The organism is Thalassospira sp. MCCC 1A03138 (assembly GCF_002115785.1).
In the GTDB taxonomy this organism is placed as follows: domain Bacteria; phylum Pseudomonadota; class Alphaproteobacteria; order Rhodospirillales; family Thalassospiraceae; genus Thalassospira.
The window spans coordinates 19,079-34,604 of record NZ_JFJY01000014.1 but is presented as its reverse complement, the minus strand read 5'-3'; the positions used below and the strand labels follow the sequence as shown (position 1 = coordinate 34,604).

Sequence of the window (15,526 nt, the reverse complement as noted above, 5' to 3'; positions counted from 1 at the left end):
CTAACCGGCAAAGCGGTTGCAAACCTGCCCCGCCACATCGGTTTCAATCGACAACAAAGCACCTTCAAGATCGTTACCATTGCCGTCCAGCCCAACGGATGCTGACGTGATATAAAGCGTCTTGAGATCCGGGCCACCAAAAACACAACTGGTCGGCTGGGTAACCGGCAATTCGACAATACGATCCACCGATCCATCGGGTGCAAACCGGATCAGGCAACGTCCCCCCCAACGCGCGTTCCAGATATAGCCATCCGCATCCATTGCCGATCCATCCATATTCCCGCGCGCTTGCGGGCCAAAGAACGGTTTCGGGTTTGACGGCACACCGGTCGCCATATCGAAATCATAGACATCAAGCGTGTTCCTGATCGTGTCGCCAAAGAACATCTTTGTGCCATCAGCCGACCACAGCAACGTATTGGAAATCCCGATATCGGCAACAAAGCGTTTGATATCGCCACTCGGCTCGACCCGGTTCAAAGTTCCCGTCGAAACCGTAACGGGCAGGTCTTCGCCATTCGGGCCAATATTGTTTTGCATGGTCCCGTGCCAGAACCGCCCTGCCGGATCGACACGCGCCTCGTTCGACCGATTGCCGGGGTGGTCTGCATCTGGGGCAACAAACGGCATGGTCTGTCCACTTTCGGCATCCAGAAACGCCAAACCGTCGGCCAAGGCCACCAACAGCCCGCCACTCGTGCGAGGCACGATCGCCGATACTGACTGATTGAAAGTCCAGCTGCGCGATCCGCCATCGCTCGGGCGCAAGGCGAATGCTGTTTTACCGACAATGTCGACCCAATAAAGGACACCATCCTCGACATCCCAATGCGGTCCTTCGCCCAGCGTACAGCGCAGATTTGGCAGGACCGTTTTAACTTTGGACATAATATCTCCCTGAGATTCTGGCGGGGTTCCCCCGTTTTAACCTGTCCCTTTAATGCAAACCAGTCGGCCATCAAGCCACGATCCGGCGCAGGGAAATCATTATGTCTATTGCTATCGCGAAAGGGGGAAACTGAAAAGTCATTTTGTATGATGATTGACTCAAACCATGGTTCGCAATCGCAACTCGGTTGCATTTTCATTTGGTTATTGATAGGCATTCTCATATTCAGTTGCCTGCTTTGCCGGATATAATCCGTCATTTCGTATCGGCACCGACTTCTTGCGAGTTTCCGCCCAATGTTCGATCTGAAAAATGTCTCCTTCCAAAGCGAAGGCAAGAACCCGAAAACGCTGCTTGGCGATATATCGATATCCTTCCCGACAGGCGAATTCAGCGCGATTGTCGGACATAACGGATCGGGCAAAAGCACGCTTTTGAAATTGCTCGCCCGCAAAAACAAACCGGCATCCGGCCAGATCACGCTAGATACGCAAATCCTTGATAGCCACAGCACACGCGATTTCGCCCGCAAGGTCGCCTATCTGCCGCAAAGCCCGATTGTCCCAGCCCATCTCAGTGTCCGTGAACTGGTTGCCTTTGGCCGATATCCGTGGCGCGGTGCCTTTGGCCGATATCGCGCGGAAGATCACGAAAAAATCGACCGTGCCATGGAAATGACCCACGTCACCGAATTTGCCGACCGCTTTGTCGCAAGTCTTTCGGGTGGGGAACGCCAACGTGTCTGGCTCGCCATGCTGCTTGCCCAGGATGCCCCGGTTCTGTTGCTTGATGAACCGACATCCGCCCTTGATGTCGGTCATCAACGCGACATCCTGCAACTTGTCGCCAATCTTAAATCCGAAATCGGCCTTACCGTGATTGCCGTTCTGCACGATATCGACATGGTCGGACGGTTTGCCGATCATATCCTCGCACTTCGCGGCGGCCAAACGTGCTGGCAGGGCACAGCAGCCGACTTCATGCAAGCCGATACGCTTCGCGATATTTTCCAAACCGAAATAGGTGTGATCCGCTTGCCGGAATCCACTCATTATGTCAGTTACATAGCCTAGGACCCTGACCATGCGAAACCGTCTGATCGCTTCAATTGCCTGTTCCTGCATGATTGCAACCGGCATCCTTGCACCGACCATCGCCCCGACAATCGCATTGGCTGAAACCTATCGCCATGAAATGGGAACGGTAAATTTCGCAACACCCCCGACCCGGATTGCCGTATCGAACTGGTCACTGACGGAAACGGTTCTGGCCCTTGGTCTTGATCCGGTCGCCATCCCGGAGGCCGACGGATATCGCGCATGGGTCGTCGAACCTGCCCTACCCGCTGAATTTGCCGATCTTGGCGAACGCAGATCCCCTAACCTCGAAGTTCTGCGCGATAGTCACCCCGACGTCATCCTGATCAGTAACGAAGTCGCCATGGCCTATGACAAGCTATCGGCTCTTGCCCCAACCATAGTCTATTCGATCTATAACAGCGATCAGCCCGCTCTTGAAAAGGCAGAGGAGCTCACGCGCAATATCGGTAAACTGACCGGGCGCAGCGACAAGGCAGAGGAAATCATCGCGTCGGCCAATCAACGGATCATCACCGCCGCCGACCGCATCCGCAAGGCCGTTGGTGATGATGCCAAATTCTCGGTCGTACGCATCCTTGATGGTGCCCATTTCCGCATTCACGGCACCACATCGCTTTTCGGATCGACACTGGCGCGGATGGGATTTGCCAATGCATGGACTGGCCCGCTTAATGGCTGGGGCTTCAGCAATGGCGAAATTGGCGATCTTGCCAAACTCGGCCCGACTCATGTCGCCTATATCGAACCCACCCCCGATCCGGTGAAGGCCAAACTTTTTGCCTCTCCGGTCTGGAAGGCACTGCCGTTCAACCGGCAAAACACCGTCTATGAAGTCCCTGCAAGCTGGACATTTGGCGGGCTTTTGTCAGCAGCACGTTTTGCCGAACAGCTTGCTGATGCCGTGACCAAGACCACCGCACAGGGATCGTAAATCGATATGATCAGACACCTGTTTCTTCGCCTGTTCGTGATCGCCGGTTTAACCGCAGCACTTACGCCCCAAATGGCCCATGCCGATCCGATTACCATTGAACATGAGCACGGCACCCTAAAGCTTGATGCCCCGGCTAAACGCATTGCCGTGACCAATTGGGCGACAACCGAAACCGTCATTGCACTGGGGTTGGACCCGGTCGCAATTGCCGATCCCAACGATTACCTTGACTGGGTCGCCAAGCCGGACCTTCCCGAAAACTTCACCGATATTGGCCAGCGCGCCGCCCCCAATATGGAAGCCCTGCGCGCGGCCAAGCCTGACCTGATCGTGATCAGCAAGAACCTTGAAATGGCATATGACAATTTCAATGCCATCGCCCCAACCATCGTATTGTCGGTCTATAACAACAATCGCGATGCCCTGCCCGAGGCGCAAAAACTTCTCAAAACCCTCGCCAAGGCCACCGATCGTCAAGCCGAAGCCAAAGCATGGCTTGACGATGCCGATGTCAAATTTGCTGAATATGGCGATCGTGTTCGGGCCGCCATGCCGCCGGGTCACGCCCTTGCCATTACCCAGTTCGTCTCCGAAAGTCATATAGGACTTTATGGCAAATCATCTCTGCCCGGCACGGTACTTGCGAAAATGGACCTGCCGCTGGCCTATCAGGGACCAGTCAATAATTGGGGCTTTGCCAAGGGTGGCGTTGAAATCCTTGGCCCCCGTGCGCAGGATACACTGGTGTATCTGAACCCGGTGCCCGACGTGATCCGTGAAAAAGTCTGGGCATCTCCGGTCTGGAAAATCCTTGATTTCGTTAAGAATGACCGGGTCTATGAATTGCCCGTCGTATGGGCCTATGGCGGCATGCCATCGGCCTTGCGCTTTGCACGGCTTCTTGCCGAAAGCATGGAAAGCGGCCCGGTTAAATGAGCGGCCAAAAGTCCCATGAAGCGAACCCTGCAATGACCCGCGCCATCAATAGTGACATGAACCGCTTTTTCCATCGCGGCCCAACCATCCTGTGTATTGTCCTTGCGCTTTGTTCCGTTACCATCCTGATCAACGATCTTTGGCCGTTCCTGCAAAACGGCGCCGGGATGAATGTTATATTTCATCCCGACGAAACCGATTTCGACCAGATCCTGTTTCATTTCAGCACCCTGCCGCGGATCACAATGGCCTTTATCTGCGGAGCCGGTCTGGCCTTGGCCGGTGCTGCGATCCAGACGGTATTGCGCAACCCCTTGGCATCGCCGACCACCCTTGGGGTTGGTGCCGGTGTTGAATTTGCCCTGACGGTTTTCCTGCTTCTTGCCCCGGCGGCACTCGCTCCGTTCAAGGAAGCCGCTGCGCTTGCCGGTGGCATGATCGCCCTTGGCGCGGTTTATCTGATTGCATCGCGGCGCGCCAATGCGACACTGTGGCTGATATTAGCCGGGATGATCATCAATCTGATGCTGCAATCGGGTACGCAGATTTTCCTGCTGTTTAACGAACAATATCTGCAATCGGTCTTCATGTGGGGGGCAGGAGACCTCGCGCAAAATGGCTGGGACTCAACGCAGTTTGTTTTGCCCCGCCTGCTGGTTGGTGTTGCGGTTGTGCTGTTGCTGTCACGCCCGCTTGATCTTCTTGCGCTTGGTGACGACACCGCAAGCTCGCTTGGTGCGCGTGTAACCATCTTGCGACTGCTGATTCTGGGCTTTGCCGTCTTCATTACCGCATCGGTCATTTCGGCCGCCGGATTGATCGGTTTTATCGGTCTGGCGGTTCCAGCCGCTCTGCGCATTGCCGGTCTGACGCGTTCGCGCGATCTGATGATCTATTCTCTGTTGACCGGGGGCTTTGCATTGCTGTGCATCGACTTCCTTGTCCGGCAGATGAATGGGCTTGGCGGTGACATCGTTCCGACAGGTGCGGCCACCGCATTGATCGGCGCCCCCTTCATCATTCTGATCCTGCGCAAGGCACGGATCATGCCCGGCCAGCAAAGCGAGGATCACCACCCCGATCAGCAGATTGTCTCGAAAAATGTGCTGAGCCTGGTACTGGTATTCGGGCTGGTTACAGGCCTCGGCTTATCTTTGTTTGTATCGTTTAACGGCCATGATTTTGTGCTTCTGACCGGCGGTGAAAGCTTCCATGACATCCTCCTCCAGCGTTCCGAACGCACCTTTGCCGCGATCATTTGTGGTGCGGCGCTGGCGGTTTCAGGCACGTTAATTCAACGCGTTGGACGCAATCCGTTGGCCAGCCCTGAAATTACGGGCGTCAGTTCTGCTACGGCACTTGCCATGATCATCGCCCTTGTCTTCTTTGGCTTTGGGCAACGCGCCGATCTGATGTTTGTCGGGGCGGTCGGCGGGATCATTTCGCTGATCATTTTATTACTTCTATGCCGAAAATTCACCCACACCCCGCATTACCTATTACTCAACGGCCTTGCTTTAACCGCCATTTTGGGTGCTATTGTACGGATTGCTCTGACCCGCAGCGGCACACAGACCTCGATGCTGATTTCATGGCTGGCCGGCACCACATATTTTACCCGCATGGACGAAGTCCTCATCGTCGCGGGGGTTACTGTGGCCTTGCTGATTGTGGTGATTGCTGCCCGTCGTCCGCTTGAACTGGCATCATTTGGCAATGATCAGGCCACCTCGCTAGGCCTTGGCATTTCAGGCTTTCAGTTCTTCATCATGCTGCTTGCCGCCATCCTTGCCGCCAGTGCCACCCTGCTTGTCGGGCCGCTTAGTTTTGTCGGACTGATGGCACCGCATTTGGCGCGTATTGCCGGGTATCGGCTTGCGGGCGGCCATTTGCTTGGTGCGGTTCTGATCGGGGCGAATGTAATGATGGTGGCCGAATGGATGGCCAGAAACCTGCTTTATCCGCAACAACTGCCAACCGGCCTGATCGCGGCACTGATTGGGACGACCTATTTCCTGTTTCTGGCAATCCGAAAACGCTAGGGCTTTGGCCAGTTCTCAGCCATCGCATAAGCCTTTTCAAGGCTATCAGCATGTTTAATCGGAAATGGCAGCATCTTTGCAAAGTTGCTGCTCTCCAATTCTTCGACATGACCCTCGTGGTCGTGGTCATCGACCCGGATCACGCCATGCAGAAACGCCGATAACCTGTCACGATTTTGCTTGAACCAAAGGGCGGCCTGTTTGCGGGTTTCGTGATCCTGATCAGTATAGCCCTGAACCGTCATGATCAGAATCACCGGTTGTGTTCGGACCGAAAGCGCATGAAGGGCGGTGATATAGGCAGCCCCGTCTGCTTCGCTTTGGGCATCTTTCATTTCAAACAGGATAATCCCGTGACGCGGTTCCGAACTTGTAAACATTCCGTCTCCTGAACACCGCCCCCCCGGCGGGATGCCCCGCCGGGTTGCTATGCTGCTATATACCGCCAGATCAGAATTCCCGACGGAATCCGATCAGGATCGTCCGGCCAAGTCCGGCAATAGAATATCCGCGAAGGGCGGTTGCTGCCGGGTTTTCATAGCTGGTATCAAGAATATTCTCGATCCCAAGCCGCGCCGTTCCGCCCATCACCGGGTAATTAGCCGACAGGTTGAAAACCAGACTTGGTTTGATTGTCTCGTCCTCGATACGGTTACGCTGTGCCGTGTATGTACCATCGAACCGCATGTTCAGATCGTCCCAAACATAACTGTCGATATAGCCAGTGAAACGGAAGGGAGATGGAATGCGGTTGTTGGGCAGCCAGCTATCCAGGTCACCGTCATTGTTATCGTCATAGCGACCTTCGACATAAGATGCCAATGCACCGATATAAGTATCTTCCGTAAGGTCATATTCCGCATTCAGTTCCGCACCGATGATGCGTTCTTTTTCCTGACTGAGCGTATTGGTCGCAGGATCGAAATTATTGCCCCGCTCATTGGTGCTCATATACACAGCACCCGCGGTCCGGAAATTGCGCTCATTATAGCTTGCAGCAACTTCATATGTCTTGACCTTGGATGCATCGACATCAATCTGCGAGAAATTCAGGGGCACCCCCTGCGTCCCGGCACGGCGGGTATAGGCGCCGACATCAGGCACAGCAAAACCTTCGCTATAGCTCAGTGATGTATCAAACTGATCGGTCCAGTGAACCACCGCAGATGCGTTATAGGTAACGGCATCATAGGTTGTGCTACCACCTGTGAATTGCGACGCCGGGAAAAAGGCCCCAGCCACGCCGCCGACATATCGCATATAGTTCGGACGCAAGAAATCATCGACCGTAAGATCATATGTCTCATACCGAACACCGCCTGAAACATCTAGAAAACGCGTTATCGGCGCGCTCAACTGTGCAAAAACCGCCTTACCTTCCTGATCCATTGGCGCGCCGATATCCCGTCCGCTGATCGTACGATACTTGACGTCGTCAAATGTCAGATCACCACCCCAGCTAAGGGTTAAGCCGTCATACAGATCATCAAGGCGAGTATCGGTTGAGAGTTTGATGCCGTATCTCTGAGCATCAATTACCGACTGTCCGAGCGGGTCTTCGACAGAAGGACTACCCGGTAACGCGACGAGTGCAAAGTTGTAGGTCGCATCATATTGCGCACGAGAAGCCTGCTTGTACGTATCATTGTAAAACAGCTTAAGATCACCCTGCCCCAATGCACCGAAGTCGAATTCGTAGCCCGCAGTAAAATATTCGCTTTCATCCTCAAGCGGCTGCCCGTCATAAGGTGCAGAGAAATTTGGTGCAGCAGGATCTGCCCGCACATCAGGATAATAATCCGGTTTCTGGCTGAAACGTACGACTTCAGTAGAAAACGAAACCCGATGCCCATCAACGAAACTGTAGCCGACCTTGCCAAAAAGGTTCAGATTCTCGGCATTGTCAAAACTACCCTGCCCCATCATCGGGTCGGACGGCATTTGTTTCCCATAGCCGCTATACTGGTTTTCGGATGTTGATCCGGTAACACTTGCGGCATAGTCGAATTTCCCCACGCCACCGCTGCCGGAAAGAGTAAGCGACGGCGCAAGGCTGTCACCGATATCCTGAGTGAATGCTTTTACATGGGTATCGACAACAAAGATGATCTCCCCCGGTGTCCCGGTCTTGGTTACGATATTAATCGTCGCCCCGGTTGCTCCCTCTCCGTTCAGGGCGCTTGAACCCGGAATAACTTCGATGCTTTCGATCAGTTCCGGATCAATCATAGACAGAATGCGGCTGGAATTACGTAGCGGCGTATTGCGACCAATCCCGTCAACAAGCACCTGTATGTCGCGTCCTCGGAAAGTTTCCGTGCTGCTGGTCAGGGTTTGCGCATCGAACATAAAGCCGGGAACAGCATCCCGTAAAAGGGTCGAAAGACTGTTGGACTTTGCGAGTTGCGCCTCGATCTGGTCGCGACCAATTACCACGACTGACGGAGACATGCTTTTTATTGAGCGTTTCGAACGACTTGCCGAAACCACAATATCCTGCAGGATGATCTCGCCACTATCCGACTTTGCCGCCGGAATGATTTTTACGCTGTCAGCCCCGATAAACTCAAAATCATACCCGCTACCTGTTAGCAGGGTTTGCAATGCTTCCGTCGCAGTTACATCCCCTGCAAACGGCGTTGCAACCATCCCAGCAAGATCGCCCTGCACAATCAGTTGCAAACCAAACTCGGTCGCCAGTTGATCAAGTGCCGCGCGAAGACCTTGCGTTTCAATGCGGATTGTATGGACCGTATTAGCGTCCTGTGCCTGCACCATTCCGGTACTGCAGATCATCAGGACAGACACAAGTGCGCTTGTTCCAAGCAGGTGCATCATCGCGCTTTGTTCGTGTTTCAAGATCATTCCCCCCATATCTGAAAGATAATAATGCAAATCACTATTACCCTCATGACGAATGGCTCGCGGGAATGAGGAGGTCATTTTGTTTATTTTTTTGAAATCAGGTGAAAACCACCCGGATAGGCTTTATTTTCAAGGTCATAGGCTGCCATCAGAGCATTCATCGCACTGTCGGATTTTGCCAGATCGAAATTGCCGGTAACGAAAATATCGCCCATACGCGGATCAAGGATAAAGTTCTGCCCCGGCAAAAGCGGCGAAATCCGTGCGATCAATTCCTCAAGCGACATCTCGTTAACCATCCAACGACCAGTCCGCCATCCGGCAATGCGATCCACATCGCGCGTGCCATAACGCATGTCACCCGTTGGCACCTGCCACGCGGCACGCCCGGCGGAAAGCTGCGCCAAACGTATGTTGCCGTCACTCTGACGCAGATCGACCAAACCTTCGCTGACTTCCACCCGGGCGAGCCCCCCCCATTTCGAAGCCACAAAGGCGGTGCCGACGGCCTGGGCGGTAATATCATTCAGACGAACCCGTAAAGGCCGGAATTTGTCAGGAGCAACTTCAATATAAATGCCACCTTCAAGAACCGTAATATCGCGCCCGGTATCATCATATCTGACCGCAAGCCGTGTTCCCGGTTCCATCCAGACCCGTGAACCATCTGTCAGTTCGTGAATTTCGCGAACCGCACTGACATCGTTCGCCGCGATCAGATCCGGATCGCGACGAAGCCCGCCCAGCACAAACAGGCCGACGAGGACCAATCCGATAGCTGCCGCCAGCTTCGGCCGAAACCGGCGTTTGCCGGATCGCATTCCCGGCAATCGCCCCTGCCCGCCTTCAAGTGCGCCAAGGCGTTCAAGATCGGCGCGAATGCCGTCAAGATCGACGGGTTGTCTTTCAGTATTTTCCTGCGCTGGTCCCGGACTATCCGTTACGGCCATTTCCATGCTGCGCCATGTCTGGCGTGCCCGCATCAAAAGCCGCACATTGCCAGAATTTTCAGCCTGCCAGTTTTCAAAAGCCGTCTGCTCACGTCGATCCAGATCCCCCTGGTCAAGGCGGATTGCCCAAAAATCGGCAATGTCTTCATTGCTTTGGCAGTCGTCGGGATAGCGAAACTCTGTCATGGCAATGGCGGGACCCGGCAATTGATCGAATAGCTTGATATGTAAAAGACGAATGGCAACGCACAAAGAGGATATTCAGTTTGCATATCGCGCCAGCACCGTTCGACAATGTTTAAGGGCATGGCGCAAGTGTTTTTCGACCATATTGCGACTGATGCCAAGGGCTTCTGCGGCTTCCGCCGGGCTGAGATGGTCGCGCTTGCACAGCAGGAAAGCATCCCGGCAGCGCGGCGGCAATCCATCAATCGCCCGACCGACAATGGCGATACGTTGCCGGTCTGCGCTGATTTGTTCTGGAGTCACGCTACCCCCGATTGCATCGGGTATATCGGCAAGGTCGGCGGGATCGGTAAAATCAAGCGGATTTCGATTGCGACGGCGCAGCGTATCAATCGCCAGATTGGTTGCCATACGCATCAGATAGGCAGGCGGGTTGTCAACGTCGCGCGGGTCGACCGCACGTTTGCGAAGTTGGATATAAAGGTCTTGCAACACATCATGGCTTTCTTCGCCAGTGGGCAGATATTTCTGCACCTGACGCAACAGGCGCCCGTGGTATTGTTGATATATCCCATCCCAGAAACGGTCCCTGACCGTCATGTCTCTCACCGATTTAATTAATAATGATAACGGTTATCATTTTCATCAATATTTATACAGCGCACGGTTTCAGGGTCAATCCCAAAAGCAAAAGGCCCGCTTGCGCAGACCTTTGACTGTGAAGTGAGCGTTGATTTGATCAGTCTTCAAAGTGACCTTTGGCAGCAAAACCACCGCCCTGATAGATCACAGCCGGGTCGTGACGGTCTTCGACCGGGAAGGCTGCCTCGATTTCTTCACGGAAGATCTCGGAACTATCCTGCGGCTGCCAGCCGATCAGTTCGGCATGATCGTTGCTCCACCATTTGGTGCGGTTGTTCGAAACCCCATACATCACCAGATGGCCGGTCATCGGTGCATCAAACACTGCCTTCATCAGGGAAATGAAGTCACGCGGGCTCATCCAGGTCGACAACATCCGGCGATCGCGCGGCTTTTCAAAACATGACCCGATACGAAGCGAGACGGTTTCAACATCGAACTTGTCGAAATAGTAACTCGCCAAGGCCTCGCCATAGCATTTGATGACGCCATACAGACTGTCAGGGCGTAGTTCGGATTTGTCATCAAGCTTGGTCGTGCGCTTGTGGAACCCGATGGCGTGGTTCGAACTGGCAAACAGGATGCGTGGCTTGCCGTTTTTGCGGGCACCTTCATAGAGGTTATAGGTGCCAAGGAAATTGGCCTGCAGCAGGTCATCAAACGCGGCTTCGACCGAAATCCCACCCAGATGAATGATCCCGTCACAATCCTTGGTCAATTCATGGACAGCCGAACGATCCGAAAGATCGCACGGTACGACTTCCTCGCCCGGACCAGCCGGATCCATCGGCGCGATATCCGAAAGGCGCAGCACATCGGCATAGCCTTTCAGCCCCTCGCGCAGGATTTTCCCAAGGTTGCCGGCAGCACCGGTAATCAGCAAACGTTTCATTGTCTTCCTCTTTGAAGTCATCTCGCCCCACGATCAGCCACCACCAAACACAAGGTTCGGCAACGTCAGCGAAATCGCAGGCACATAGGTTGTCAGCATAAGCGCCGTCAGGATCGCCAGATAGAACGGCCAGATCGTCATGACGGCCTTCTCGATCTTCACCCCGCCAATCGCACAACCGACAAACAGGCAGGAACCCACCGGCGGCGTACAAAGGCCAAGGCCCAAATTCATCATCAGCACCATGCCGAACTGGATCGGATCCATGCCAAACTGGGTCGCCAGCGGCAGGAAGATAGGCGTGCAGATCAGGATCAATGCCGCCATATCCATGATCATGCCGGCCACCAGCAACATAAGATTGATCAGCAACAGAACCATGATCGGATTATCGGTGATCGATGTAATCGCATGGGCCAGTGCATCGGGCACCTGATAGAAGGCCAGCATATAACCATAGGCCGATGCACACCCGACCAGCAACATGACAAGAGCCGTCGTTTTGGCCGATTGCTTGACCGCAGCAACAAAGCCCGCCCAATTGAGTTCGCGATAAACAATCCCGGTAATGATCAACGCATAAGCCACACCAATCGCGCCGGATTCTGTCACGGTGAAGATACCGCTCAGAACACCACCGACAATAATGACCGCCGTGAAAAATCCGGGAATGGCACGAATGGCCGTAACCCCGACAACGCGCCATCCCGGAAACGGAACCGACGGGTAACCGTGTTTTATCGCCACCAGCCACGTGGCAAGCCCAAGCAACAGACACATGATGATGCCCGGCACCAGACCGGCCATGAACAGCTTGGAAATCGAAATCCCGCCACCGGCCGCGACAGCATACAGGATCATGTTATGGCTGGGCGGGATCATGATACCCGCAATCGACGAGGTCACCGTGACGTTGACCGCATAATCCGCACGGTAGCCTTCCTTTTTCATCACCGGAATAAGGATCGAGCCAAGCGCGGAGGTATCGGCAACAGCAGACCCGGAAATGCCGCCAAACAGCATCGATGAAAATACGTTCACAATGCCAAGTCCGCCACGGCGGCTGCCTACAAGGGCGGTTGCGAACTGCACCAGCCGGTTGGCGATCCCACCATGCAGCATCAGTTCACCGGCAAAGATAAAGAACGGAATGGCCAGAAGCGAAAAGGCACTGATCCCCGAACCGATGCGCTGAAATGCGATCAGGGTTGGCAGACCTTCGAAGAAGAAAGTCGCAAGGGCTGCAACGCCAAGCGCAAGGGCAACGGGCATACCAATGACAATAGCAATGGCAAACAGGCCCAAAAGAATGGTCATGCCCATTTATTCGGTGTCCTTATCAAGCAATTCGTCACTGTAAAAGCGGCTTTGTGCGATGGTGTTCCAGCCACTGAGGATTTTAAGGATATGTACAACGCTGTAAAAAGTGATGCCTGCCCCGCAAACCATCATCGGGATCGACCGCATGCCATCGGGGATGTGAATGATCGGCATTTTCTTGGCCCAGTTAAAGACAACAAGATCATACCCACCGATAAACATGTAATAGCCAAACACCACCATTGCGGCATAGCTGATCAGGGCCATGACCGCCGCCGCCTTGGGCGGCAATGCATCGCGGAAAAACGATACCGAAAGATGGCTATTGTCGCGGATACAGGCGGCCGCAACCGGAAAGGTGATCAGAACGATCAGGATCAGAGAAAGCTGCTCGACCCAGGTTGGGGTTTCATTGAGCACATAGCGCCCGAAAACCAGCCAGGCGAAGGCAGGAATAAGCGCCACCAGCGCAATTCCGCCGATCAGATTAAGGATTTTGGCAAGTCTGCCACCCAAACGGTCAAGCATCCCGGTGAGTTGAGAAAACATTCGCACGCCGCCAGAAATGGATTAACGAAAAAAACTGGATACAAGCGTAAAGAAGGGCGGCGAGAATGTCGCCGCCCTTCCATGGCTTGATCAATTATTTCTGGGCGTCCTGGATCGCCTTGACCAGATCGGCCAGATCCGGGTTGGCTTTGATGAAGTTGTCATAGACAGGCTTCATCGCATCCTGGAACGCTGCCTTATCCGCGATTTCGTTCACTTCGATACCGGCAGCAACAACTTTCTCTTTGGACTGTTCTGCACGTTCTGCCCAGGCAGCGCGCTGAACCTTGACCGACTCATCGGCTGCTTCCTGAAGGATTTTCTTTTCGTCATCCGACAGACCGTCATAAAGCGCCTTGTTGACGCACAGGCATTCCGGAAGGATCAGGTGCTGGGTCACGGAATAGTATTTCGCCGCTTCGAAATGGCCCGAGCTGTCATAAGACGGATAGTTATTTTCCGCACCGTCGATCACACCGGTTTTCAGCGACTGGTAAACTTCGCCATACGGCATCGGGGTTGCATTACCGCCAAGGGCACCAACCATCTGCACATACAGATCGTTGCTCATCACGCGGAATTTAAGCCCCTTGAGGTCTTCTGGCGTGTTGATCGGGTGCTTGGTGTTATAGAAGGAACGCGCACCTGAGTCGTACCAGCCAAGTGCCTGAAGGCCCGCACTTGCAAGGCCGTCTGCGATCTGCTGACCGGCGGGACCATCCATGACGTCATGCATGGCATCGACGTTTTTAAAGATGAAAGGCAGCGAAACAACGTTGGCTTCGGGTGCGACTTCACCCAACGGACCAAGGTTGAAAACAGCCCAGTCCAGACCGCCAAGGCGAACCTGCTGGATGGCATCGGGCTGATCGCCCAGAACGCCGCCGTGATAAACCTTGGCTTCAAGGTTTCCAACGGATTTTTCATTGATCAGGCGGGCGAATTCTTCCATCCCGGTCGAAACAGGATAGTCTGCCGGATGGATATTCCAGCCGCGCCATTCACTTGCTTGCGCACCGGCAACAAAGGCGACCGACATTGCCGCTGCGGCAAGTGTCAGCGTCGTGGTTTTCATAAACTTGTTCATCGATATTCCTCCCGTGACTTTATGTCGTTTAACGTTAAAGTCTTGTTTTCCCTGATGGGACCAGTTGTTGTCAGAAAACCTTACATCTTGTTACTTGTAACAACAAGTAATGGTTTTTCTGACAACCGAATTTTGCGCGCCATTTGCTTTTGCAGCGTCGCAGATGTAGTCCCGGCAGAAGCCACCTGCCGGGGTCGTCAAGCTTAGGCAACTTTCAGTGCGTCCTCGCCAAAGGCGTTGCGGATAACTTCAGCCAGCATGTCATGTTCTTCACCGCTCAGATCGGTAAGCGGGCTGCGAACCGGGCCGGTATCACGACCGATTACGCGCATGCCTGCCTTGACGATCGACACGGCATAACCCGTGCCGCGATCACGCACCGCAAGATACGGATAGAAGAAATCGGTCAGGATGCGGTTCATCGTCGCATCGTCATCAGTTTTCAGCGCGTCATAGAATTCCAGCGCCTGCTTGGGCAGAAAGTTGAATATTGCCGACGAATAGGTCGTAACGCCTGCAGCCTTATAAGCCTTGGCAAAAACTTCGGCCGTCGGCATGCCACCGATATAGGAAAGACGATCCCCCATTGTAACACAAACGCGCGTTACCAGTTCGATATCGCCGTGACCATCCTTGAAACCGACAAGGTTCGGGCATTCATCACACAATTTGGAAAGCGTTTCAGCCGACAGGATCGCATTGTCGCGGTTGTAAACGATCACACCAATCTTGACCGCATTGCAGACCGCCTTGACGCGCTCATACATGCCTTCCTGCTTGGCACCAACCAGATATTGCGGCAGCAAAAGCAGGCCATCCGCACCGGCTTTCTCGCATTCGCGCGCCAGTTCGACTGCCATGGCTGTCCCGTAACCGCACCCGGCAATGATCGGGGTATCGCCAGCAACTTCTTTCGCAACACGGACGGTTTCAACAACTTCCGCCGGGGTTAGCGAGAAAAATTCCCCCGTACCACCAGCCGCAAACAGTGCCGCTGCCGGATACTGGGCCAACCAGGCAACATGCGTACGGTAGGTGTTCATATCCAGAGAACCATCCGCCCTGAACGGAGTGACCGGGAAAGACAGAAGACCAGCACCAATTGCCGTTTTCAGATCCTGATAATGCATA

At 54.1% G+C, this 15,526-nt stretch carries 14 protein-coding genes; 4 read left to right on the top strand and 10 right to left on the bottom strand.

Going from position 1 to position 15,526, the window contains the following annotated elements; translation table 11 throughout:
- Positions 1-891 carry an SMP-30/gluconolactonase/LRE family protein gene (locus TH468_RS20510; protein WP_085646306.1) on the bottom strand — a complete coding sequence of 297 codons (891 nt, stop codon included), beginning with the start codon at positions 889-891 and terminating at the stop codon, positions 1-3.
- Positions 892-1,188: 297 nt separating this feature from the next.
- Here TH468_RS20510 and TH468_RS20505 point away from each other — a divergent pair, with 297 nt between their 5' ends.
- Genes TH468_RS20505 through fhuB form a run of 4 tightly spaced genes read left to right on the top strand, consistent with a single transcriptional unit; the run spans position 1,189 to position 5,904 of the window.
- Positions 1,189-1,965 carry an ABC transporter ATP-binding protein gene (locus tag TH468_RS20505; RefSeq protein ID WP_085646305.1) on the top strand — a complete coding sequence of 259 codons (777 nt, stop codon included), beginning with the start codon at positions 1,189-1,191 and terminating at the stop codon, positions 1,963-1,965.
- A gap of 10 nt (positions 1,966-1,975) precedes the next feature.
- Complete coding sequence (locus tag TH468_RS20500) at positions 1,976-2,923, top strand: iron-siderophore ABC transporter substrate-binding protein (RefSeq protein ID WP_085646304.1); 948 nt, start codon at positions 1,976-1,978, stop codon at positions 2,921-2,923.
- 6 nt (positions 2,924-2,929) lie between these two features.
- A complete protein-coding gene (locus TH468_RS20495; RefSeq protein WP_085646303.1) occupies positions 2,930-3,862 on the top strand; it encodes an ABC transporter substrate-binding protein in 933 nt (310 codons plus the stop codon).
- Between the two features lie 32 nt (positions 3,863-3,894).
- The gene (gene fhuB / locus TH468_RS20490) at positions 3,895-5,904 is read left to right on the top strand and encodes a Fe(3+)-hydroxamate ABC transporter permease FhuB (RefSeq protein ID WP_246832396.1); all 2,010 of its coding nucleotides are present in this window, start codon (positions 3,895-3,897) and stop codon (positions 5,902-5,904) included.
- Here the strand turns inward: fhuB and TH468_RS20485 are convergent.
- The 9 genes from TH468_RS20485 to kdgD all read right to left on the bottom strand — a co-directional run bounded on the left by TH468_RS20485 (position 5,901) and on the right by kdgD (position 15,525).
- Positions 5,901-6,284, bottom strand: coding sequence for a hypothetical protein (locus tag TH468_RS20485; protein ID WP_085646301.1), 384 nt, complete (start codon positions 6,282-6,284; stop codon positions 5,901-5,903). The two genes, fhuB and TH468_RS20485, sit on opposite strands and share 4 nt — an antisense overlap.
- Positions 6,285-6,354: 70 nt before the next feature.
- Positions 6,355-8,769, bottom strand: coding sequence for a TonB-dependent receptor (locus TH468_RS20480; RefSeq protein WP_085646300.1), 2,415 nt, complete (start codon positions 8,767-8,769; stop codon positions 6,355-6,357).
- Positions 8,770-8,852: 83 nt separating this feature from the next.
- Entirely contained in the window at positions 8,853-9,905 is a 1,053-nt protein-coding gene (locus TH468_RS20475) for a FecR family protein (RefSeq protein WP_246832395.1), read from the bottom strand.
- Between the two features lie 75 nt (positions 9,906-9,980).
- On the bottom strand, positions 9,981-10,505 hold the full coding sequence (locus TH468_RS20470) for an RNA polymerase sigma factor (protein WP_085646298.1): 525 nt from the start codon (positions 10,503-10,505) through the stop codon (positions 9,981-9,983).
- A gap of 139 nt (positions 10,506-10,644) precedes the next feature.
- The gene (locus TH468_RS20465) at positions 10,645-11,439 is read right to left on the bottom strand and encodes an NAD(P)-dependent oxidoreductase (protein WP_085646297.1); all 795 of its coding nucleotides are present in this window, start codon (positions 11,437-11,439) and stop codon (positions 10,645-10,647) included.
- A 33-nt stretch (positions 11,440-11,472) separates the two neighbouring features.
- Positions 11,473-12,762: a TRAP transporter large permease gene (locus TH468_RS20460; protein WP_085646296.1), complete on the bottom strand. Its 1,290-nt coding sequence runs from the start codon at positions 12,760-12,762 to the stop codon at positions 11,473-11,475.
- On the bottom strand, positions 12,763-13,308 hold the full coding sequence (locus tag TH468_RS20455; protein ID WP_085646295.1) for a TRAP transporter small permease: 546 nt from the start codon (positions 13,306-13,308) through the stop codon (positions 12,763-12,765).
- Between the two features lie 94 nt (positions 13,309-13,402).
- On the bottom strand, positions 13,403-14,395 hold the full coding sequence (locus TH468_RS20450; protein WP_085646294.1) for a TRAP transporter substrate-binding protein: 993 nt from the start codon (positions 14,393-14,395) through the stop codon (positions 13,403-13,405).
- A 203-nt stretch (positions 14,396-14,598) separates the two neighbouring features.
- On the bottom strand, positions 14,599-15,525 hold the full coding sequence (kdgD, locus tag TH468_RS20445; RefSeq protein WP_085646293.1) for a 5-dehydro-4-deoxyglucarate dehydratase: 927 nt from the start codon (positions 15,523-15,525) through the stop codon (positions 14,599-14,601).
- Between the last annotated feature and the right edge of the window lies 1 nt (position 15,526).